At 37.8% G+C, this 19951-nt stretch carries 21 protein-coding genes, 1 pseudogene and 1 riboswitch; of the genes and pseudogenes, 14 read left to right on the forward strand and 8 right to left on the reverse strand.

Annotated elements, in window-relative coordinates:
- Positions 1 to 43: 43 nt before the first annotated feature.
- Positions 44 to 1374: pseudogene (locus tag NP781_RS03490) on the reverse strand (IS3 family transposase).
- Between the two features lie 166 nt (positions 1375 to 1540).
- Here NP781_RS03490 and NP781_RS03495 point away from each other — a divergent pair.
- From NP781_RS03495 to NP781_RS03505, 3 genes are all read left to right on the forward strand, one after another.
- Positions 1541 to 1735 carry a hypothetical protein gene (locus NP781_RS03495; protein ID WP_257521374.1) on the forward strand — a complete coding sequence of 65 codons (195 nt, stop codon included), beginning with the start codon at positions 1541 to 1543 and terminating at the stop codon, positions 1733 to 1735.
- Positions 1736 to 2316: 581 nt separating this feature from the next.
- Positions 2317 to 3180 carry an AraC family transcriptional regulator gene (locus tag NP781_RS03500; protein ID WP_221680485.1) on the forward strand — a complete coding sequence of 288 codons (864 nt, stop codon included), beginning with the start codon at positions 2317 to 2319 and terminating at the stop codon, positions 3178 to 3180.
- Between the two features lie 167 nt (positions 3181 to 3347).
- On the forward strand, positions 3348 to 3851 hold the full coding sequence (locus NP781_RS03505; protein ID WP_257521375.1) for a pyridoxamine 5'-phosphate oxidase family protein: 504 nt from the start codon (positions 3348 to 3350) through the stop codon (positions 3849 to 3851).
- A gap of 50 nt (positions 3852 to 3901) precedes the next feature.
- Here the strand turns inward: NP781_RS03505 and NP781_RS03510 are convergent, their stop codons facing one another.
- Positions 3902 to 4408: a GNAT family N-acetyltransferase gene (locus NP781_RS03510; RefSeq protein ID WP_257521376.1), complete on the reverse strand. Its 507-nt coding sequence runs from the start codon at positions 4406 to 4408 to the stop codon at positions 3902 to 3904.
- A gap of 132 nt (positions 4409 to 4540) precedes the next feature.
- On the opposite strand from NP781_RS03510, the gene NP781_RS03515 reads away from it, so the two are divergent.
- Positions 4541 to 5311, forward strand: a complete 771-nt coding sequence (locus NP781_RS03515; protein WP_257521377.1) for a GNAT family N-acetyltransferase — start codon at positions 4541 to 4543, stop codon at positions 5309 to 5311.
- 40 nt (positions 5312 to 5351) lie between these two features.
- Here NP781_RS03515 and NP781_RS03520 read toward each other — a convergent pair whose 3' ends face one another.
- Positions 5352 to 5615, reverse strand: a complete 264-nt coding sequence (locus tag NP781_RS03520; protein ID WP_257521378.1) for a phospholipase A2 family protein — start codon at positions 5613 to 5615, stop codon at positions 5352 to 5354.
- Between the two features lie 182 nt (positions 5616 to 5797).
- On the opposite strand from NP781_RS03520, the gene NP781_RS03525 reads away from it, so the two are divergent.
- The 3 genes from NP781_RS03525 to NP781_RS03535 all read left to right on the forward strand — a co-directional run bounded on the left by NP781_RS03525 (position 5798) and on the right by NP781_RS03535 (position 8917).
- On the forward strand, positions 5798 to 6847 hold the full coding sequence (locus NP781_RS03525) for a DUF418 domain-containing protein (RefSeq protein WP_257521379.1): 1050 nt from the start codon (positions 5798 to 5800) through the stop codon (positions 6845 to 6847).
- A 136-nt stretch (positions 6848 to 6983) separates the two neighbouring features.
- Positions 6984 to 7640, forward strand: coding sequence for a hypothetical protein (locus NP781_RS03530; RefSeq protein ID WP_257521380.1), 657 nt, complete (start codon positions 6984 to 6986; stop codon positions 7638 to 7640).
- Between the two features lie 26 nt (positions 7641 to 7666).
- Positions 7667 to 8917, forward strand: a complete 1251-nt coding sequence (locus NP781_RS03535) for a glutathionylspermidine synthase family protein (protein ID WP_257521381.1) — start codon at positions 7667 to 7669, stop codon at positions 8915 to 8917.
- 593 nt (positions 8918 to 9510) lie between these two features.
- On the opposite strand, the gene NP781_RS03540 is transcribed toward NP781_RS03535, so the two are convergent.
- Entirely contained in the window at positions 9511 to 9984 is a 474-nt protein-coding gene (locus tag NP781_RS03540; RefSeq protein ID WP_221680491.1) for a YbaK/EbsC family protein, read from the reverse strand.
- A gap of 251 nt (positions 9985 to 10235) precedes the next feature.
- Between NP781_RS03540 and NP781_RS03545 the strand changes: the two genes are divergently transcribed.
- The 3 genes from NP781_RS03545 to NP781_RS03555 all read left to right on the forward strand — a co-directional run bounded on the left by NP781_RS03545 (position 10236) and on the right by NP781_RS03555 (position 12286).
- A complete protein-coding gene (locus tag NP781_RS03545; RefSeq protein WP_221680492.1) occupies positions 10236 to 11378 on the forward strand; it encodes a PstS family phosphate ABC transporter substrate-binding protein in 1143 nt (380 codons plus the stop codon).
- Positions 11379 to 11408: 30 nt separating this feature from the next.
- A riboswitch (guanidine-I (ykkC/yxkD leader) is annotated at positions 11409 to 11505 on the forward strand.
- A gap of 125 nt (positions 11506 to 11630) precedes the next feature.
- Complete coding sequence (locus tag NP781_RS03550; protein ID WP_221680493.1) at positions 11631 to 11972, forward strand: DMT family transporter; 342 nt, start codon at positions 11631 to 11633, stop codon at positions 11970 to 11972.
- Positions 11972 to 12286, forward strand: a complete 315-nt coding sequence (locus NP781_RS03555) for a DMT family transporter (RefSeq protein ID WP_221680494.1) — start codon at positions 11972 to 11974, stop codon at positions 12284 to 12286. The genes NP781_RS03550 and NP781_RS03555 overlap by 1 nt, the downstream gene beginning before the upstream one ends.
- Positions 12287 to 12328: 42 nt before the next feature.
- On the opposite strand, the gene NP781_RS03560 is transcribed toward NP781_RS03555, so the two are convergent.
- The 4 genes from NP781_RS03560 to NP781_RS03575 form a co-directional block, all read right to left on the reverse strand.
- Positions 12329 to 13213 (reverse strand): glycine betaine ABC transporter substrate-binding protein, encoded by an 885-nt coding sequence (locus NP781_RS03560; RefSeq protein ID WP_257521382.1) that lies wholly within the window; start codon positions 13211 to 13213, stop codon positions 12329 to 12331.
- Positions 13214 to 13296: 83 nt separating this feature from the next.
- Positions 13297 to 14151: an ABC transporter permease gene (locus NP781_RS03565; RefSeq protein ID WP_016991840.1), complete on the reverse strand. Its 855-nt coding sequence runs from the start codon at positions 14149 to 14151 to the stop codon at positions 13297 to 13299.
- Positions 14144 to 15343, reverse strand: a complete 1200-nt coding sequence (locus tag NP781_RS03570) for a quaternary amine ABC transporter ATP-binding protein (protein ID WP_221680496.1) — start codon at positions 15341 to 15343, stop codon at positions 14144 to 14146. The genes NP781_RS03565 and NP781_RS03570 overlap by 8 nt, the downstream gene beginning before the upstream one ends.
- A 158-nt stretch (positions 15344 to 15501) precedes the next feature.
- Positions 15502 to 16137: a GntR family transcriptional regulator gene (locus NP781_RS03575; protein ID WP_004232302.1), complete on the reverse strand. Its 636-nt coding sequence runs from the start codon at positions 16135 to 16137 to the stop codon at positions 15502 to 15504.
- Between the two features lie 269 nt (positions 16138 to 16406).
- Between NP781_RS03575 and NP781_RS03580 the strand changes: the two genes are divergently transcribed.
- From NP781_RS03580 to NP781_RS03595, 4 genes are read left to right on the forward strand one after another with little or no spacing between them, the layout of a single operon-like run.
- Complete coding sequence (locus NP781_RS03580) at positions 16407 to 17138, forward strand: GTP cyclohydrolase II (RefSeq protein WP_221680497.1); 732 nt, start codon at positions 16407 to 16409, stop codon at positions 17136 to 17138.
- Between the two features lie 15 nt (positions 17139 to 17153).
- Entirely contained in the window at positions 17154 to 18266 is a 1113-nt protein-coding gene (gene ribD / locus NP781_RS03585) for a bifunctional diaminohydroxyphosphoribosylaminopyrimidine deaminase/5-amino-6-(5-phosphoribosylamino)uracil reductase RibD (RefSeq protein WP_221680873.1), read from the forward strand.
- On the forward strand, positions 18263 to 19348 hold the full coding sequence (locus tag NP781_RS03590) for an FAD-dependent monooxygenase (RefSeq protein ID WP_257521383.1): 1086 nt from the start codon (positions 18263 to 18265) through the stop codon (positions 19346 to 19348). Before ribD ends, NP781_RS03590 begins: the two co-directional genes overlap by 4 nt.
- Before the next feature lie 16 nt (positions 19349 to 19364).
- Positions 19365 to 19928, forward strand: a complete 564-nt coding sequence (locus NP781_RS03595; RefSeq protein ID WP_257521384.1) for a 5' nucleotidase, NT5C type — start codon at positions 19365 to 19367, stop codon at positions 19926 to 19928.
- Positions 19929 to 19951: the final 23 nt, after the last annotated feature.

A 19951-nucleotide genomic window follows, 5' to 3' on the forward strand; every position in this document is an offset into this window, starting at 1 on the left:
GCTTTTTAAAGTGTACCCTTTGTAAAGGACATTTTGAAAAAGGTTAGGCAACTTCTTGAAGCTGCAGTCTGTATTTTACAGGCGGCAGCTTTTTTAAATTCCACTGACCTCGATAATGGTTATAATAGATCATATAGCTTTTCACTTCTTTTTTTACATCTTCTAATGTCTCACAATCTTTTATATTCGTCTCATCTTTAAAATGCCCAAAGAATGATTCTTGAGGTGCGTTGTCCCAACAGTTTCCTCGGCGTGACATCGATTGACCTAAGCCCATTTGTTTCACGAGTTTTTGGAACGCTGGATTGGTATAATGAAAACCTTGGTCTGAATGGATGAGGGCGTCCTGAGCTAGATGCTTTAGCTTTTTCAATTTTTTCAAAGTGTGGAGCACAATTTCCATTGTGATGCTAGCTGCTACTTCATACGCCAAAATCTCATTCGTCTCAGCGTCTTTAATCGTTGATAAATAAGCACGTTTACCATTTTTATATGTCAAATACGTGATATCTGTTAAGAGGACTTTACCAGCCACGCCTTGTTTAAATTGGCGTTCGAGCATATGTGGACACGTACGATGTTCTTGTGTGGCTTTGGCTAGACGACGGTAAGGATTCGCTTTACGAATTGGACAGATAACCCCGAACTTCTTCATAATGCGGCGAATTCGCTTCAGATTATAGGTAATACCATATTGATGGTGAAGCGTCATTTTGATTTGACGTGCTCCTTTGTGACGTCGTCGGAATCGATACGCTTTTAAAATCACTTCCTTTACGACTTCATCTGCTTGGTGTTTCATCGCTCTTTTTTGAAGAGATTCTTCCTTAAAATAGTTATAATAGCCTGAGCGTGATACCTCCAACACTTCACAAAGATAGCGTACCATTCGCTTCAATCCATACGTTTCAATCGTTTGACCAATCAGTTCAAATTTCAGTTCTGGTGCGAGTTTTATTTCTTTTTCAACATCTGCCTTTCGAGTAAATCGACCTTTTTTAATAGTTCGTTTTCCGCTTCTAGTAAACGCATTTTTGCTTCAAGTCGTGCATACTTTTCCTCTATACTTAATTCTCGCTCGATAGGACGTCCTGTACTGTGTTTTCGAGAATCTTCTAAACCGGTGATTCATCGTTTTTTATAAGCTGTTCTCCACCTAGTACCTGCTCTGTGAATACGTGTTATACCAATCGCTTCCACGTCAAATCCCGCTTCTTCAAAAATTTCTCTTGGTAATTTTCCTGTTTCAGATTGTGCAATAAATAAGCGTTTAAACTCATCCGTATACGTAATCGCTTTATCGCTCACAGCTTTTACATAAGGATTCTTTTTTAATTCATTTTGTTGGTGGGGTGTTAAAAAGTTCTTAGTCATAGTAGTGGCTCCGAATCTTGTTTTTTTCAATTATAAACAAAAATGCCCTATAAGATGACCTTTTTCAAGTGTCTATCTTATAGGGTACAGTTTATTTTTAGCTCCAACTTTTTTATGTGACATGTACTTCTTTTTGCTCTATCATAAGATTAAAGGAGTGTGGACAATGACACAGATAACTCAAGTTGTGACAATACAAAACAATGATATTGTGCAATTTGAACTTGATATTAACCGAGCTTTAGTAGATTTAAAAAGCTTTTTCATACTTGATATCAAATACAATACGCTCTTTATTGGAGAGCAGACGGTCATCCATTCCGCTTTAATTATTTATCAGCAAAACAATTACACCATTTAACAAGAGGGGTCATGTCGATGAGACGTGACTTTTTTTAATAAAAAATATACTCGATTGTTTGGAAAGGTTAATGGCAATCGGGTTTCCTCCTCCCTTTGATTTCCATGCAATGTCATAAATTAATTCATCTGGATCTTGGATTATTTCCCCCCAACAAGGACAGTTTCAAAGTCATGAACATCCACAACTTCATAATTTCTTTAATAATCTTTATGAGATAGCCTGTTTCTTTATAAATCCTCCCGAATGTAGCGTGCCTCAAAGTGTCTACTGCCTCTTACCACCTGATGGATCAGCCCACGTTTTTTTTTCCTCCAAAACAATTAATAATTGATTGTCTTTCGTTCAAGCAAATAGTAGCAGATCTTTCCATTTTACCAAGAAAAAACCTCCATTTCATTTCTGTTTATACTAAACTTAACTATAAAATATGCATTCTATAGCCTACAATATTTTTTATGTTGGTTAAGCAAAGGAGAGATACTAACAATACGGTTAGATCTTAACCTGTCCGAAGTTAGCATAAAAAGACAGGTTATATAGCAAGATCTATTTTAAGATGGAATCAAGGAGTGAGAGCAATGAGTTGGATTGAGTCGATACAAAAGGCCATTAATTATATGGAGGAACATTTATTAGAAGATATTACGATTGAACAGATTGCGCAGGAGGTTAATTCATCTGTCTTTCATTTTCAACGAACATTTGCCATTTTGACAGATATGTCTATTGCAGATTATCTGCGGCGAAGAAGATTAACATTAGCTGCACAAGAATTGCTGGGTACTGAACAAAAAATAATCGATCTCGCCTACAAATACGGCTATGAAACTCCTGAAGCCTTTACTAAAGCGTTTCGAAAACAGCACCATGTTACGCCTAGTGAAGCAAGAAAGAAGCAAGGACCATTACAATCATATAATCGCCTGGTCATACAGGTAAGCTTGAAGGGAGCAGAACCAATGAAATATAAAATTATTGAAAAAGACAAGTTTCAAATTGTGGGTGTAAAAAGAACATACAACTGTCAAAATGGGGAGAACACAACGGAAATACCTCTATTTTGGCAAGAGGTAAACCAAAGTGGCTTTGATCACCAGCTATACCAATTAAATAATGGCACGGTTAATGGCGTATTAGGTGTTTGTGTACCAAATACTGAACAGGGAAAAAAGGGCTTCATTGATTATTGGATTGCTACTGATCATGTAGGAGAAGTAGGAGAAGATCTCTTAACAATGGAAGTACCTGCATCCAAATGGGTTATCTTTGAAGTACATGGACCTATGCCTGATGCAATGCAAAATACGTGGAAACAAATTTATTCAGAGTGGTTTCCATCCAACCCATATGAACCAGCAGGAACAGCGGAGTTGGAGGTTTATCCTGAAGAGGATGCTTATAGCCCTGATTCGTATTCAGAAATTTGGATTCCAATTAAATAACAAGAAAGCCAAGGATGCTATACTAGTGCATCCTTGGCTTTTATTATTCTACTGAAAAATTTACCCTTTTTTTAGTTTTGTTAAAGATGTAAAATATATATATGTTTGGAATAAACGGTTTAACGACGTTTATTAATCGGTACATATTTTCATGAGGGGGTTAAGAAATGATGAGAGGTACGATTCAAAACAAACGTGTGGAAATTTCACAAGAGGACGCACAGCAATACTTAAAGTTGGGAAAAGTGGCGCATGTTGCAACAGTTGATGAGGAAGGTTTTCCTTATGTTATTCCGTTTGTCTATGTATATGAAGGGGAGGACAAACTATACTTGCATATTGGTAATCTTCGAGAAAGTCACTTTTGGTCAAATATCAAACATAATCCTAAAATTTGTATAGAAGTTTGCGAAATGGGTGATCTACATCCAGGCAAAAAATATGCCTGTCAATCCGCACTAGTTTATCAAAGTGTGGTGCTGTTTGGGCATATTGTAAGGATTGAAGAGGAATCTAAAAAAGAATGGTTCTTTGATGCGTTACTGGAGAAGTATGGCAATCCTGAATGGACATTTGAAAGAGAAGGCTATCCGATTATGCCAAAAATTGAACTATTTGAAGTACAAATAGAAAAGCTGACAGGGAAAATTAATCACGGCATGCATCATTAATCAAAAAGGCTAAGTATTGGTTGAATTCTACCATGCTTAGCCTTTTCTTATTACGATTTTGTTAAAGTGTAAAGTTGTAGAGTATCTTCAGTATTGTGCTTCTCTTGATAAATGAAATTCAATTTTTTTAAAACCTTGATTGAATTGATATTGGCAGCGTCAACTTCCGCCACAATTTTTTCCATTTTTAAGTGCTTAAAGGCATAATCAATTAAAGCAGTTATAGCTTCTGTTGCATAGCCTTTTCCCCAATATTCCTTGCCCAAATCATAGCCAATCTCTGTCAGAGCATTGTCATAATCAAGCATATTAAAGCCACATGAGCCAATGATATGATTGGATGCCTTGTCAAAAATAGAGAAGCGGATTGCCTTGTGTTGCTTAGCTAATTGTTCTAGAAGTTCAATCATTTCCAAGGCCTGCTCTTCTTGTGTAAACTGAGTAATGTTCATATACTTGGTTACATCGGGATCAGACCAAATAGCTAATAAACTTTTAGCATCAGCTTTACCCATTTTTCGTAACCGTAATCTTTCCGTGTCGATATTTTCAATCAATACTTTTACCTCCAAAATTATGATGATGTTGGATGAAAAATATTGCTATCTGCACATAATTCAGTCCCTTCATATAATTTAAGTTTATTATAATAGAAATGATACATACTGCAAAATACTGGAGGAAATAGCATGATAAAAGTCTCGGAAGAGCAATATCCTATTATTAAACAATTTATTTCAAGAGCCCCGACATTTGTTTATAGTATACTAGATCGAATGATAGAAGGAGCTGTCTATTCCGATACAGCTGCTTTTCGAACATTATTATTCCACACGAAATCAGGGATATACTATGTATATGGCGATGAAAGTAAGACTTCGATTGATCATCAGCTTACCTATGGCTTTCAACAGGCTATAGAACAACAGAAACGGTTTACCTTATTTTCTTATTCGGAACAGTGGAATACTAAAATCGAACAATTGTTAAATAATCAGCTGAGAAAGCTAGAACGCTATACATTTACATTTGATGAGAATATTTATAATCATCGAGAGAAGCGTGGGGAAGGTGATTACGAAGTCAAATCTATTACTGAACCCCTGATTAAAAATTCACTGGAATTTGATCAGATATATTATGAGGAATATTGGGATTCTACCTCTAATTTCCTCAAAAATGGCTTTGGCTTTTGTTTCGTACATAAAGAACAAATCATTAGCGAAGCCGTCTCTATATTTAAATCAAATGAGTATGCAGAAATTGATATTATGACAGATTCAAATTTTAGAGGACAAGGATTAGCAAGTAACATTGCAGAAACATTTATAGACCATTGTCTTGTCAACCAGCTAAAGCCTTGTTGGGATTGTGATATTTCGAATACAGGATCCATTCACCTAGGCACAAAACTTGGTTTTAAGAGTCCACAAAAATATGCTATCTATACGAAAAGCTAGCCCACGCGGTTATTAAAAACATCGTGAGCTTTATCTGCTTTTAAAAGAAACGATTGCGTAATTCAAAAACTCGATAGAACAGTCTAGCGTCTCTAGCCATTTTATTTGGAGCGTTCATATGGGGACGGAGGCATTGTTGAAACAATTCATCACAGTATTTTGTGCTACCGTGGCGTTCATAGCATTCATCATGCAGTTTACAGCAAGCATCCACTGCATTTGTAGGGGTGCCTGATCCTGAGCAGCCAGGGCCACAGTATCGGTAGCCAGGATAACAAAAACCGAGCTTGCGATTTCTATTCATCTCCTAAACCTCTCTTTTCGATATTTTTACTATAAAATATGTAATATTTCATCGTAGAAGAGGATAAAAAACTATAAGACTATTCTTTTTGATTTGTAAGGTTCCTGTAAGCTTAAAAATAATTAGTTGTAAGGATGGGGAGTTATGCTAGCTATAGCATAAAAGATAAGGAGTTTTTCAGCATGAAGCCATCCGTTACACAAAAAGAACGAATCATTTCCTTGGATATTATACGAGGATTAGCGTTATTTGGTATTTTATTTATTAATGTAGGTGCCTATCAGCTCATAATAGAGGGTGCACCAATGCCTGATATGAGTGGAATCAATGGGGTTATTGATTCACTTATTAATATTTTTATAGAAAAGAAATTTTTCTCAATCTTTTCATTCCTATTTGGGGTTGGTTTTTATATTTTTGCTACACGTGCAGAAGCGCGAGGCGATAGACCGAGAATGCGCTTTGCAAGACGCTTAGTTGCTTTATTGGTTATAGGTATTATTCATATTTTTATTTTTTGGGGCTCTATTCTAGCCATTTACGCAGTGATTGGTTTTTTATTGCTACCATTTTACTCTGCGAAGGTTTCAACCATTTCTAAATGGTTGTTTACGATTATCACACTGCATATTCTGACATTATTAGGACAAATGTATATGCCGTCTAATGCGGTTTCTTCAGCTATATTTGGCTTTTTAGGCAATGATGCCGTAGCCATATTTATTATGTTTTTAAGTGGATTTTTAGTAGCAAAAGCTGATTGGATTGGGCACATGGGAGCGCATAGTCAAAAAATAAAATGGTTGCTTTATAGTACTTTCCCGTTCTTTATTGGATTCTCATTATGGATTTGGTTTGCCTCACAAGCAGATGACCAACAGCTTCAATCTATCATTGGCTTAGGGGTTGTTCCGACAACCTATTTTTACCTAAGTTGTTTGTTTATTCTATTAGAACATAAAACAATAGCGAAGCTACTTCAGCCAATTGGACGTGTGGGGCAAATGGCCTTTACAAATTATTTGGCGCAAAGCTTTATTGGAACAGCCTTCATTTCATTAATGGGGCTAGAAGTAGTTTCACCATCAGATATTGTAGTGATAGCGAGTATTACGTTTCTCATTCAAATAATTTTTAGCGTGATTTGGTTTAAGTTCTTTACAATAGGACCATTTGAAAAATTATGGCGATATATGACTTATGGAAAAAAAGTTGTGTCAAAACAATCATAAAACACTGTAAATCCCAAACAATCCTACTGTTTGGGATTTTTTCTGCTAAAATAAATTGTATGTTTTTGTAAAAAATGAAACCTAAAATAGGAGATAATCGTAAACTAGGTACCAGAAATAAAGGAGCGTTTATAATATGGCAAAGCAAATAAAAAAATATATGGCTGTGACAACGGCATCTTTAATGGCTGTACAGCTAGCAGCATGTGGAAATAGTGAAACTCAGACAACAGAAGAATACCCTTTAGCTACTTCTAATCATGTAACTGAAGATCAAAATCAAGCAATTACAAGTGATGAAATAGAAAGTGTTTACAATAGTGAAATAGCTGATGCCTGTGATGAATGGCAAGAAGGTGATGATGGTTCCTTTGAATGTATCGATGAAAATTCACCTTACTATGCACAGCATTTCTTTAATGGTTTGATGTATGCAACGGCTGGAGCTATGATAGGAAGTGCGATATATAAAAGTCGCAATTTAAAAAATGGTACAGATCGACATGAGCAAAGCAATGGTGGCGGCTCAGCAGTGCCACGATCGTCAACAAACGCTAAGGATGAAAGTAAACCAACAAATGGTATAACAAACAGTACGCAAAATAAGGCTAGTTCAACTTCAGGTAGCTCAACTCCAAGTGGTTCAAATTCTTATTCGAGTGGACAACGCTCCTATTCGACGGATAGTTCATCTAAGAGTTCCAATTCCTACTCCAATAGCTCTTCCTCAAGCACAGGGAAATCGGGCTTTGGTTCTGGTGGGGCATCTCGTGGCGGCTCGTCCTCCTCGTAAGGTTTGGATAGGGAGTGAAGAACAAGATGAATCACATACAGCAACGACAAGCATTTTACTCAAAATTCCCTGACTTCTTTCCTGACTTTGAGGATTTAGAGTATGCATTATATGATGTTTTAGAATTGCCAAAGCAACAAATTGATCAACTTCATTATGCAACACAAATACTTTGGCGCATCTTTTTAAAAGTCGGGAAACAATTTAAACATTTATCGGTCGATCAGCTCTTAGCCTTAGGTATTCGACCGGAAATGATCCCATATATTCAGTTAGATTATTTACAGCAGCAATCAATTCTGGCACGCTTTGATTTTATTTGTACAGAGGAGGGCTACATTAAATGTTTAGAGCTAAATGGAGAAACACCTTTTCTTGTACAAGAAACCTTCAAGATGAATGACGCATTATGTCAGCATTTTGGCTATAAAAATCCTAATGATGTAACAGCCTTACAAAAAGCATTGTCGGGCGCCCTTTTTGCTGCCATCCAATACTTACATAATGTCAAAAAGCCAAAGATTGTCATCACAGGAAAAACAGCGAAAGAGGACTACGAAGAGTATTGCCAGGTACAGTTTATCAAGTCCTGTATTCCTTTTGCCATTGAGTATGTGCCCATTCAAGAACTTATCATCTTTTCTAGTGACACGTCTGAGGTAGCACAAGGTCTTTATACACCTACAATGGAGAAAATTGATATTTTATTTAGACCCGCACACCCTGTAGAGTTTTTAATAGATGATGTGGCAGCGGATGGTGATCGCATTGGATTGCATCTTTTAGAGCTTGTCAAAAAACGACAGCTGGCAATTATTAATCCACCTGCTGCCTATGTATTACAATCGAAAATCTTATTATGGTTAATATGGGAGCGGAGAAATGATCCATTGCTCTTTACTTCCGAGGAACGAGCAGCTATTTTGCAATATATGCTTCCTACATACCTTACAGCAGAACCATTTATTCGAGATGATGTACCTTATGTCAAGAAGCCTGTTTATTCACGTGAGGGAAATACAGTAGAAATTTACGCAGGAAGTGGGCGGAGAGTAAATGCTTCCACATCCAAGCACTATGTTGATAATTTGTTTATTTATCAACAATATGTGGAGATGCCTAGCATAACAGTGCAGTTAAAAGAAGGATATCACGCTAAGAAGTGGCTAATTGGCTCATTTGTTGCTGATAATCGAGCATGTGGTTTAAGTTGTCGGGTAGGCAATCAAATTACAGAATGGGATTCACATTGGTTAGCCGTTGGTTACAAGGAATAGCAAATCTATCGTGCTGAAAAACAAAACCACCCATAAAATTTTTTTAGAAGGTGAAAATGGATTGCCGTTGCAGGCTACTTGCTTTCCTGTGGGCGAGCGCCGAACCGCTTCCTTCGCTCCGCTCCGTGCAGGGTTTCGCCTGACTCGCTATCCCACGGGAGTCAAGTAGCCTTCCACTCCAACCTACAAAAATGTTATCTTTTTAGCAAAGGTTTTCAAATAAAGTGAAGGTGTTCACTTCTTGTCACTCATCACTTCTCCACATTGAAAATAAGAGCTTATCCCCTCTCTATGAATACAGATAATGGGCGATTTTATTACTATGCTACTATTAAAAAAGTAAAGACACTTTGCAGAATGGTTGATTGGAGAGGAGCCAGCGTCACTCCTAGGAGATTTAGCGTCACTGATGAGTCCCTGGAGCAAACGTAAGTGAGAGAAGCGGCTCATTGGAACGCCCCCTGGAAAGGACGCTGGCGGAACGGAAATCAACCCTTACCTTGCCAAAAGGTATTATTTCTCCTAGCGATATTATCTTTTTTCAACAACATGAATTGGCGAGACTTTTAAAAGTCTCGCCAATCGTTTGGTCCTTATTCATTCCAGCCTTTACAGACATTAATCCATTCTTTATAGGGAGCATATGTTTCAAGTTCTGAAATGGTTACCTCAATGGCTGAATTACTACTACCGCACGCTGGAAATACTGTAGTAAAACGTTTTAAAGATTCATCTAAATAAATGGCTACGCCCTCGTTCACACCAAAAGGACATACACCTCCGACATCATGACCAATCATCGTCTCTACATCATCTTTGGATAACATCTTTGCCTTCGTACCAAATACGGCTTTATATTTTGCATTATCGATCTTAGCATCACCAGCAGCCACAATTAAGATCGCTCCATCGTTTACAAGAAAAGATAAAGATTTTGCTATGCGCTCTGGCTCGCAGCCAAGCGCCTGTGCTGCTAATTCAACTGTTGCGGAGCTTTCTTCTAATTCTTGTATTTTGTGTTCTACATGCCATTGTGCTAAATGGCGACGTACTTTTTCAATTGCCATATGTACATCCTCCTACTTATATCAATTATGCCTTAGCATAGTTGTCGAGATTTTTTGAGATTATTCGAAAAGCTTCCTTTTCTATAAAGAGCGTTTTCTATATTTGATATACCACATTCGTACAAAAAGCATTCATTAAAATCAAGACAAAATTAATTTTACCATAATTTTCAGAATATATAGTTGTGAATGCTTTAGCTTTCGGGTACCATTGGTGTAAGGAGTGTAAAATTACACTAGGGAGGTTTTGTATGCTTAAGTTTATACAAATAGTATCGATACTATTTGGTTTATCCGTTGTGACATTAATGGTTGCATTCATTATCACATTAAGTGGTGGGCTACATTTAATTAATTTGGTCTTTACTATACCCGTTTGTTTATTTGTCTGGATTGTTTGTAGCATGTTTAAATGGACCAACACAAAAAAACGAAGGGGCTTGCTATTTGGTGTCATGGGAATCGCCCTGTTGATTGCAGCCATTAAACCGATTCAACATTATTATAAAATGAGTATTCCCACTGTTGATGCGGAAATTGATGTAACAGTCTATCAGCCATTTGTCCCTGGCAATGAAATAGTGAAAAATAAAGCTTCCTTACAATTGACAGAGTCATTACCACGACTAGATGGTGCAACAGCCATGTACCCTTTATATGCGGCTTTTGTGGAGGCTACTTATCCCAAAGGTGAATATCCTCCATATAATAGTAGAGTTCAAGTAAGTCGTACACCAGAGGCCTATCAAAATTTAATAGCTGGAGATGTTGATTTGATCTTTGTGGCAGCCCCGTCCACCTCACAAGAATGGCAAGCAGAAAAGGAAGGACTTACATTTGATATGACGCCAATTGGTCGAGAGGCATTTGTCTTTTTTGTGCATCGTAAAAATAAAATCGATAATTTAACACTTGAGCAGGTCAAAAAAATATATGCTGGAGAAATAACTAATTGGCGTGAAGTAGGTGGGGAGGATGAGTCCATTCGTGCTTTCCAACGCCCAGCGGATAGTGGAAGCCAAACGACACTAGAAAAACTGATGGGCAATACGCCTATCATGGAGGCACCCACTGAAGATGTTGCATCAGGAATGGGCGGAATCATTCGTGAAGTGTCGCAATATCGAAATTATAAAAATGCCTTGGGCTTTACGTTTCGATATTATTCTACAGAGATGGTTGGTAACAAAAAGATCAAATTACTATCTATTGATGGAGTAGCACCAACAAAAGAAAATATTCAAAATGGTACATATCCTTTAATGTCTGAATTTTATGCCATCACAGCAGGAACAGAAAATCAAAATGTACAGAAACTGATTGATTGGATACTTTCTGAGGAAGGGCAGGCAATGGTAGAAAAGGTCGGCTATGTACCAGTGGAAAATCATTGAATAGTTTGCTATACTAAGAGTAATAATCGAATAAAAGTTTTCTAGGGTTCCGTAGCGCTTGCTAGTCTGGTCCGAGAGAAAACCACAAATTGATTTTGTGACACGGAAGGATAAAAGCCTGGGAGATACTGTTTAAAGACAGTTTCTTCAGGTTTTTTTGTTTGGCTAAAATCAAGTCATTTGGCGAATGCTGAAAAAGTAGTTGGACCATCCAATTAGTCGGCCGTGTCTTATAAAATGGAGGGATTTATGATGAATAAACAATGGATCAGCGTCATTATAGCGGCTTGCTTTGAAGTTGGCTGGGTCATTGGGTTAAAGCATGCAACAAGTGTACTAGAATGGATTGGTACAGCAATTGCCATTTTTATTAGTTTTTATTTGCTCATTAAAGCAGGTGAGCATCTACCAGTTGGGACCGTCTATGCAATCTTTGTCGGATTAGGGACAGCTGGTACTGTATGTGCGGATAGCTTGCTATTTGGAGAGCCGTGGAAATTAGCAAAAATCCTATGTATTGTTGTGTTACTTGCAGGAGTTGTAGGCTTAAAGCTAGTAACAGGAGAGCCTAAGGAACAAGAGGTGAGTGAATAATGGCATGGATGGCATTAGTTGTTGCAGGGTTATGTGAGATGTTGGGCGTATATATGATTAGTAAATATAATAAGACGAAGAGTATGAAAAATTTAGGACTGTTGATTGGTGCATTCACCTTAAGTTTTGCAGGCCTTGCCTATGCGATGGGAACATTACCAATGGGTACTGCCTATGCGATCTGGACAGGGATTGGTGCAGCTGGAGGAGCGTTGCTAGGTATGCTGTTTTTTAATGAATCTAAGGATTGGCGACGCATCGTTTGTATTGTCCTTGTATTAGGAGCAGCAATAATGTTGAAATTGCTATCATAATTAAACAGGCACTCCTGCATAAAAGGAGTGCCTGTTTTTATATTATTTTTTTACATCTTTTGTCCATTCGGCCACTTTATCTGGATTAGCATCAACCCATTCTTTTGCAGCGTCTTTTGGATCTTTACCATCCATTACTTCTAACATAACACTTTCTAAATCTTCTGCTGTCCAGTGGAAGTTATCAAGTACCGAATATACATCTGGTAAATCTTCTTTTAAGCCTTTACGTACGAATGTATTTATCGTTTCTTCTCCACCATAAACACCTTTTGGATCTTCTAAGTATTTAAGATCATATTTGGCAAATTTCCAGTGTGGTGACCAGCCTGTGACAATAATCTCTTCCTTATCTTTCAGCGCTTTGGATAATGCAGTTGTCATCGCACCAGAAGAAGAAGTAATAAAGTTCCAGTCTGCTAAATTATCATATTCTTCTAATGCTTTTTCGGTAGCAGCAGTAATGCCCGCACCTGGCTCAATACCAGTGATTGTATGATCTGCTTCATTAGATAAATCTTCAATTGAATTGACATTCATATAGCTTGGTACAACTAAACCGATTTTTGCACCAGCAAGGTTTTCACCTAGCTCATCTAAATCAGCTTTATATTTTTCATATTGTGAAGCATGTGTATGTGGTAGCCAAGCAGCAACCATTCCATCAGCCTCTCCTTTGGAGACAGCCTCCCACATGATCGCATTATCCAAAGGAGTTAATGTTACATCATAACCTAAATCTTCGAGTACCTGCCCAACAACATTCGTTGAGGCAATTTCTGTATCCCACTCAACATAGGCTAGGTTTACCTCCTTAGAATCACTGTTTTTTCCAGAACTTGAGCCTGAGTCGCCTCCACTACATGCAGCAAGCATGAAGCCTAGACCTAGAGCCATTCCTAACTTTGATAGTGTTTTCAGTTTCATCGAATCTCCCTTTCTCTTCATCATTTTGTATCAAACTGCCGACATCCATCGGAGGATGGATGGTAGCAAGAAAGATGACATTTCTATAATGCTTTCTTTTTATTGAAGCTTTGTGTTAAACGGTCAATAATGATCGCGAAAATAACTAAACCTAAACCTGCAACGAAGCCATTCCCAACTTGGGTACGTTGTAGGGCTGTTAATACTTCACGTCCTAGACCAGGAGCTCCGATCATAGAGGCAATAACTACCATAGAAAGTGACAGCATAACGGTTTGGTTAATCCCTGCCATAATGGTTGATTTAGCAAGTGGGATTTCTACTTTAAATAATTTTTGGCTAGCTGTACTACCATAGGAGTCTGCAGCTTCCACTAATTCTTTTGGTACTTGACGAATACCGAGGTTTGTCATACGTACAGTAGGGGGTAAAGCAAAGATAACGGATGCAAAGACTCCAGGTACGATACCAATGCCAAAAAAGGCGACAGCCGGAATTAAATAGACAAAGCCAGGCATTGTTTGCATGAAATCTAGTATTGGTTTAATAATGTTTTCAGCTACCGTTGATTTTGACATTAAGATACCTAGTGGAATACCGATGATGATGGATATAATACTGGAAAAGATCACAAGCGTGGTTGTTTCCATAAGATGAGTCCATAATCCTTGGTTATAAATAAACAACAAGCCTATTAATGAGAATGCAGCAAGCCCTAACTTTTTGCCTGAAACGAAGAAGGCAAATATCACGACAAGAAGTATAAGAATAATGGCTGGGATACTAATTAATAAATCAGTGACCTGATTCATGAGTAGTTTTCCGAATTGCTGAATAGAGTTAAAGAACGCTGAAAAATTACTCGTCAACCAGTCCATAGCTGATTCTACCCACGGAGCTAGTGGTAATGTTGGAATATTATCTAAAAAGTTATTCATGTGCTTCGGCCTCCTCATCGCTAGTTGACAGTGCTTGGATGACAACGCCCCTAATTAGTACACCAAGCAAGCGACCATCTTTCACAACGGCAATAGGAGTAGGAGAATTATAAATCATCCCTAAAATATCCTGTAGTAGCATATCTGGTGGAACGGTTAACACTTCTGATTGCACAATAGAATGGACGGTTTGCTCTTGTTTCTTTGCTGCAGCCAGTGCATCGTCAGCAGTAATATAGCCTTTTAAATGTCTATTTTTATCAACAGCCATTAATAAACTAACAGCCTCTTGACGCATCCGCTTTAGTGCCACTTTAGGGCCATCTAGGTCTGTATTGACATAAACGGGCCGTACCATGACATTTTCAGCTGTCAATACTTTAGAACGATCCACATCTTCCACGAATGTTTTAACATAATCATTTGCTGGGTTGGTTAATATTTCTTCTCCCGTACCAATCTGAATGATAGAGCCATCCTTCATAATGGCAATGCGATCCCCGATGCGTAATGCTTCATTTAAATCATGTGTGATAAATAAAATTGTTTTTTTCAATGTTTGTTGTAGATCGAGTAGCTCATCTTGCATTTCCTTGCGAATCAATGGATCAAGGGCTGAAAATGCTTCATCCATTAGTAATATTTCAGGATCATTAGCAAGGGCTCGTGCTAAACCAACACGCTGTTGCATACCACCTGATAACTGATTTGGATACTGGTCTTTATAAGCGAGTAATCCGGCATTTTCTAAAGCCTGTTCAGCTTTTGCTTGCCGTTCTTCTTTTGGAATACCTCGAATTTCAAGGCCATATTCGGTATTTTGAAGTAATGTACGATGGGGGAATAAACCGAAGTTTTGGAAAACCATGCTCATTTTGTTTCTTCTTACAGACCGTAGACTTTCTTTTCCCATGGTAGAAATATTTTCTCCATCGATATATATATTTCCGCTCGTTGGTTCAATTAGGCGGTTTAAAAGCCGTATAAGCGTGGATTTGCCACTTCCTGACAATCCCATAATAACGAAGATTTCTCCTTCGTTGACAGTAAAGCTTGCATCGTATACACCAACAGTTGCACCTGTTTCTTTTAAGATATCAGTCTTACTTTTTTGTTGCTTAACGAGTTCTAGTGCTTGGGGAATATGTTTGCCAAACACTTTTGATACGTGTTCTATTTTAATTTTTTCCATAGAAGCACTCCTTTCGTAGATTATTACTATGTGAGGATAATGATACCCAAAAATAAACAAGTAACAACCTTACTGTAGCAAAGGGTTGTTACTTTTGTCAAATCGACAAATAAGAAAAAATCCGCTTAAACGCTGTTATATCAGCGCTTAAACGGATTTTAATTTGGGTATAAAAAGCTTTGAACTCTAGCGAAACTTTCATCATTTCCAACAAAATAAATAATGTCCCCTTCTTCAAATGAGACATAAGGACCGGGGGATAGTAATAATTCATTGCCACGTCGAATACCTACGATCGTACTAGAAGTATTTTGCCAAAAATTTAAAGCTTGTACAGTTTGATGAATGCATGGACTATCAGCTGTCATTTCTAATTGATAAGGAATGAACGGATTGACTGATCGGTAATGCTCTGTGCGGCTAATTAGTTGCTTTGCCTTGTCTTGTAAATTAATCAATTCATGATGTTGCTTTTGAATACTTGTCAAAAGCTCATTTTGTATTTCATGAATCGATTGTACATCATGAAACTGTCTGACGAAATGAGCCGCTTTTTCATACGATTTTATAATTACACCACTACCTTTTGAAGCTTCAACAATTTCTAAGTCTTGCAAAACGGCAATAGCTCTTCTTGCAGTCTCAGCGGAAACATTATATTGACTGGCAAGAGAGGATCTTGCATATATTTTATCGCCAATGCTGTATTTTCTTTCAACAATCTTGGAGGCGAGATCAATGGCTATTTGTTGATATTTTGGTTGCTTTAGTTGAACATTTTTTTCTAAGTTCATGTTAAACTTCCTTTCGTCATTACAGTACCACAGCTTATTATAGACTAGCCTGCACAGAAAAAATAGCATCTCCATAAGCTAGTAGTATATGATGAAAAAGTAATAATAAAATTCTCATCTCTAATAATTATAATGAAAGAGTAATAGCTGTTGATTGACACTTTTTAGTTATTATTATAAACTAAGTTACGTTATGTAAGTGATGTGAAAATACATGTGCTCAGTTGGTGAATTTAGCCAACTGTTTCTATAGAAGGTTGGAGATTAATATGACAATTACGACTAAAGTGATGGACTTAGTGAAAGATAAAATGACATTAGTAAAGCATACAAATACAGAGAATATTTGCCTAGTTGGGCCAGTGAAATTACCTGTAAAACAAGGTGATTTTTCTGCAACTTTTCAATGGTATAACTGGCTTAAAATTGATGCGGATTTAACTAAAGAAGAAATCATTGATGGATTAGCCGCTGCCAATTTAGCATTTTTACAACAATCCTCTGTGCTTGTATATGGTGATTTTACCCATTCAGAAGGTGCTTTAATCCGAATGCATAGTATTTGTCACACAGGCGACATATTTGGCAGCCAGCGTTGTGATTGTGGATACCAGTTGCATGAATCTATGAAAATGATAGTTGAGCATGGCTGTGGAGCTATATTTTATTTAGCTGATCATGAAGGTCGTGGTATTGGACTATTCTCTAAATCTCTTGCTTATTTATTGCAAGAGGAAGGGCTCGATACAGTTGAAGCAAACCATGCACTTGGCTTTCCAGATGATACACGATCCTATGACGAAGCACTTGCGGTATTAGCTACACTGCGTACCAAACCAGTAACACTCATTACAAATAATCCGAAGAAATTGGCTGCATTACAGGCTCGTGGCATGGCTGCGGAAGGGCATGTTCCTTTATGGGGCGGTTTGACAGAGACGAATCGTTTTTATTTAGAAACGAAAGTTGAAAAATCTGGACATATGCGTGAAAAGCAATAGGTGGAGGTTGCGATGATGATGAATGTAGATGAAAAGTATATGCAACTGGCTTTGGATTTAGCAGCTAGTGCTAAAGGAAATACGAACCCTAATCCACTTGTTGGAGCTGTAATCGTGAAGAACGGTGTGATTGTAGGCACAGGTTTACACAGAAAAGCAGGGGAACCACATGCTGAAGTGCATGCTTTTCGAATGGCTGGAGAGCATGCAATGGGTGCTACATTATATGTAACATTAGAGCCTTGTTCACATTATGGTAAGACACCACCTTGTGCCAATTTAGTGAAGGAATCTGGTGTCAGTCGAGTGGTAGTTGCTATGCAAGATCCAAATCCAGCTGTAGCAGGTCGTGGCATTCAATTGCTACAAGATGCAGGAATAGTGGTCGAAGTAGGGGTTTTAGAGCAACAAGCGCGCCGTTTAAATGAGCGTTTTATTCACAATATGCTTAAGCACCGTCCTTTTGTTATTTCAAAATTCGCTATGACTTTAGATGGGAAAATTGCTACGCATACAGGACATTCAAAATGGGTAACTGGAGAGGCTGCACGTGAGGATGTTCACAATATTCGTCATGAAGTAGATGGAATTTTAGTTGGCGTGGGTACAGTCGTTGCTGATAATCCTTCTTTAACAACAAGACTAAAAGAAGGATATGGAAAAAATCCAACACGTATTATTATGGATAGTTCTCTACGTACACCTGACAATGCAAATGTCTTAAATACAGAGGATGCACCAACGATTCTTGTTTGTAGTGACGACGTAAGCCAAGAAAAGATTCATTTATTTACAGAAAAAGGTGTTACAGTTTTACCTGTACAAAAAAATGAATATGGACTACAGATTGATGAGATGCTTGAAAAACTTTATATTCACGGTATAACAGATATTTTGCTAGAAGGTGGAAGTAAAATAAATGCTTCCTTTTTACAGCAGGGTGCAATCGATAAATATGTAGTATATATAGCACCTAAAGTTTTGGGTGGAAATCTATCGTTAACGCCGTTTGCTGGCTATAATCCCTCTCTCATGGATGAGGCATGGAATGTTGAGTTTGCTTCATTTGATAAAATAGGCGAGGATTTGCGTATTATTGCTTATCCAGAGCAGGGTGAAGAAAAGTGAACTATCAAGCAGATGTCTGTATAGTAGGGGCAGGGCCTGCTGGTGCATTGTTATCCTACCTACTTGCTAAAAAAGGGCTGTCAGTGATTTTATTAGAGCAAAATGTAGCACTTGGTCAGGCATTTCGTGGCGAGCATTTAAATGAGGAGGGGGAGGCTGTTTTAAAAAGCCACCATCTTTTCGAAGCAGTCGAGGCACTCGGTATATTACGAATGGAGAAGCTCGAGTATTATGCTGGTGGCAGAGCATTTAAAACAATTCTTCCAGATGAAGCAATAGGACATTTAGGCATTCATGTACCACAGGCAAATTTATTAAAAGGAATTTTACAAAAAGCACAGCTGTTCCCTAACTTTACATGCCTGCTACATACAAAGGTTACAAAGCTGATTGCGGATGCTACAGGTCATTATAGAGGCGTTATGGCGATAAAAAGCGGAGACCCTATAAAAATCGATAGTCAGTTAATTATCGGTGCGGATGGTCGTTATTCTACTATTCGTAAGCAAGCACATATTGATGTTCAGAAACAGAAGCATGGCTTTGATTTACTGTGGGCTAAAATCCCTGCACCAGCTGATTGGGAACCATCTATAAAAATGGCACTCATCGATTATAAGCAGCTGTCATTGTTTACACAAGTTGGTGGTTATCTTCAAATAGGCTGGAATATTGAGCAAGGTAGTTTCCCTCAGCTTCGAAAACTTGCATTTACACCCTTTATCCAGCAGCTTGTGGAGGCATTTCCAGAATTAACGAAGACAGTACAGGAACAGATAACTTCCTGGCAGGATTTTGTTTTGCTTGATGTCTTTAGTAGCCATTGTAATAGTTGGGGGACAAAGGGCCTTGTCTTGCTAGGGGACGCCGTTCACACAATGACACCAACAGGCGCTTTTGGGCTGAATAGTGCACTAAAAGATGCAGATTGTCTTGCATCCTTGCTAAATAAAGATACACTAGCACAATTTAACGTACAATATTTTCAACAAATGCGTGAGCAAGCCATTGAGGAAGTATTAGCAAAACAAATTGAAAAAGAGCAGACATTTGCTTCTAACTTTATAAACAAGGCTTCGTGAAAGGACGAACAACTAGATGAAGTTTGGCTTTGATATAGATGACACATTAATTGATTTACGAGCACATGCCTTTTCGCTTTATAATAAAAAGCTTGGCAAAAATGTTTCCTTTGAAACCTTTCAAGCGATACAACGAGTAGAAATTCATGAACCATTTGGATTAACGGATGGGGAAGGTTCAGCCATGTGGAATAGCGCATTGGAAGAAATCTATTTTACGGACTGTCCATCTTTTGATGGTGCATTAAAAACCCTCCAAGCTTTAGCAGAGCAGGGACATGACATTTACTATATTACATCTCGTCAAAAACAATATTGTGCGCAAACAAAAGCTTGGATGGAAGCACAGGGCTTTCCAATAACAGACGGTCATTTTTTCTGTGGCATGCAAGATAAAGAAAAAGTAGCCATTATAAAAGAGCTTGCTTTAGATATTTATGTAGATGATAAACCAGCAGTACTTGAGACACTTCATGATGTGACAACTAAGGTAATCTTAAAGAATCAATCTTATAACCAGCATGTAAATCTTCCACGTTTATATGATTGGCAACAGTTTCAAACAATGTTAACAAAATAAAGGATTGGTGCAACGTCTAACCG

It is taken from the genome of Lysinibacillus sp. FN11 (genome assembly GCF_024628845.1).
In the GTDB taxonomy this organism is placed as follows: domain Bacteria; phylum Bacillota; class Bacilli; order Bacillales_A; family Planococcaceae; genus Lysinibacillus; species Lysinibacillus capsici.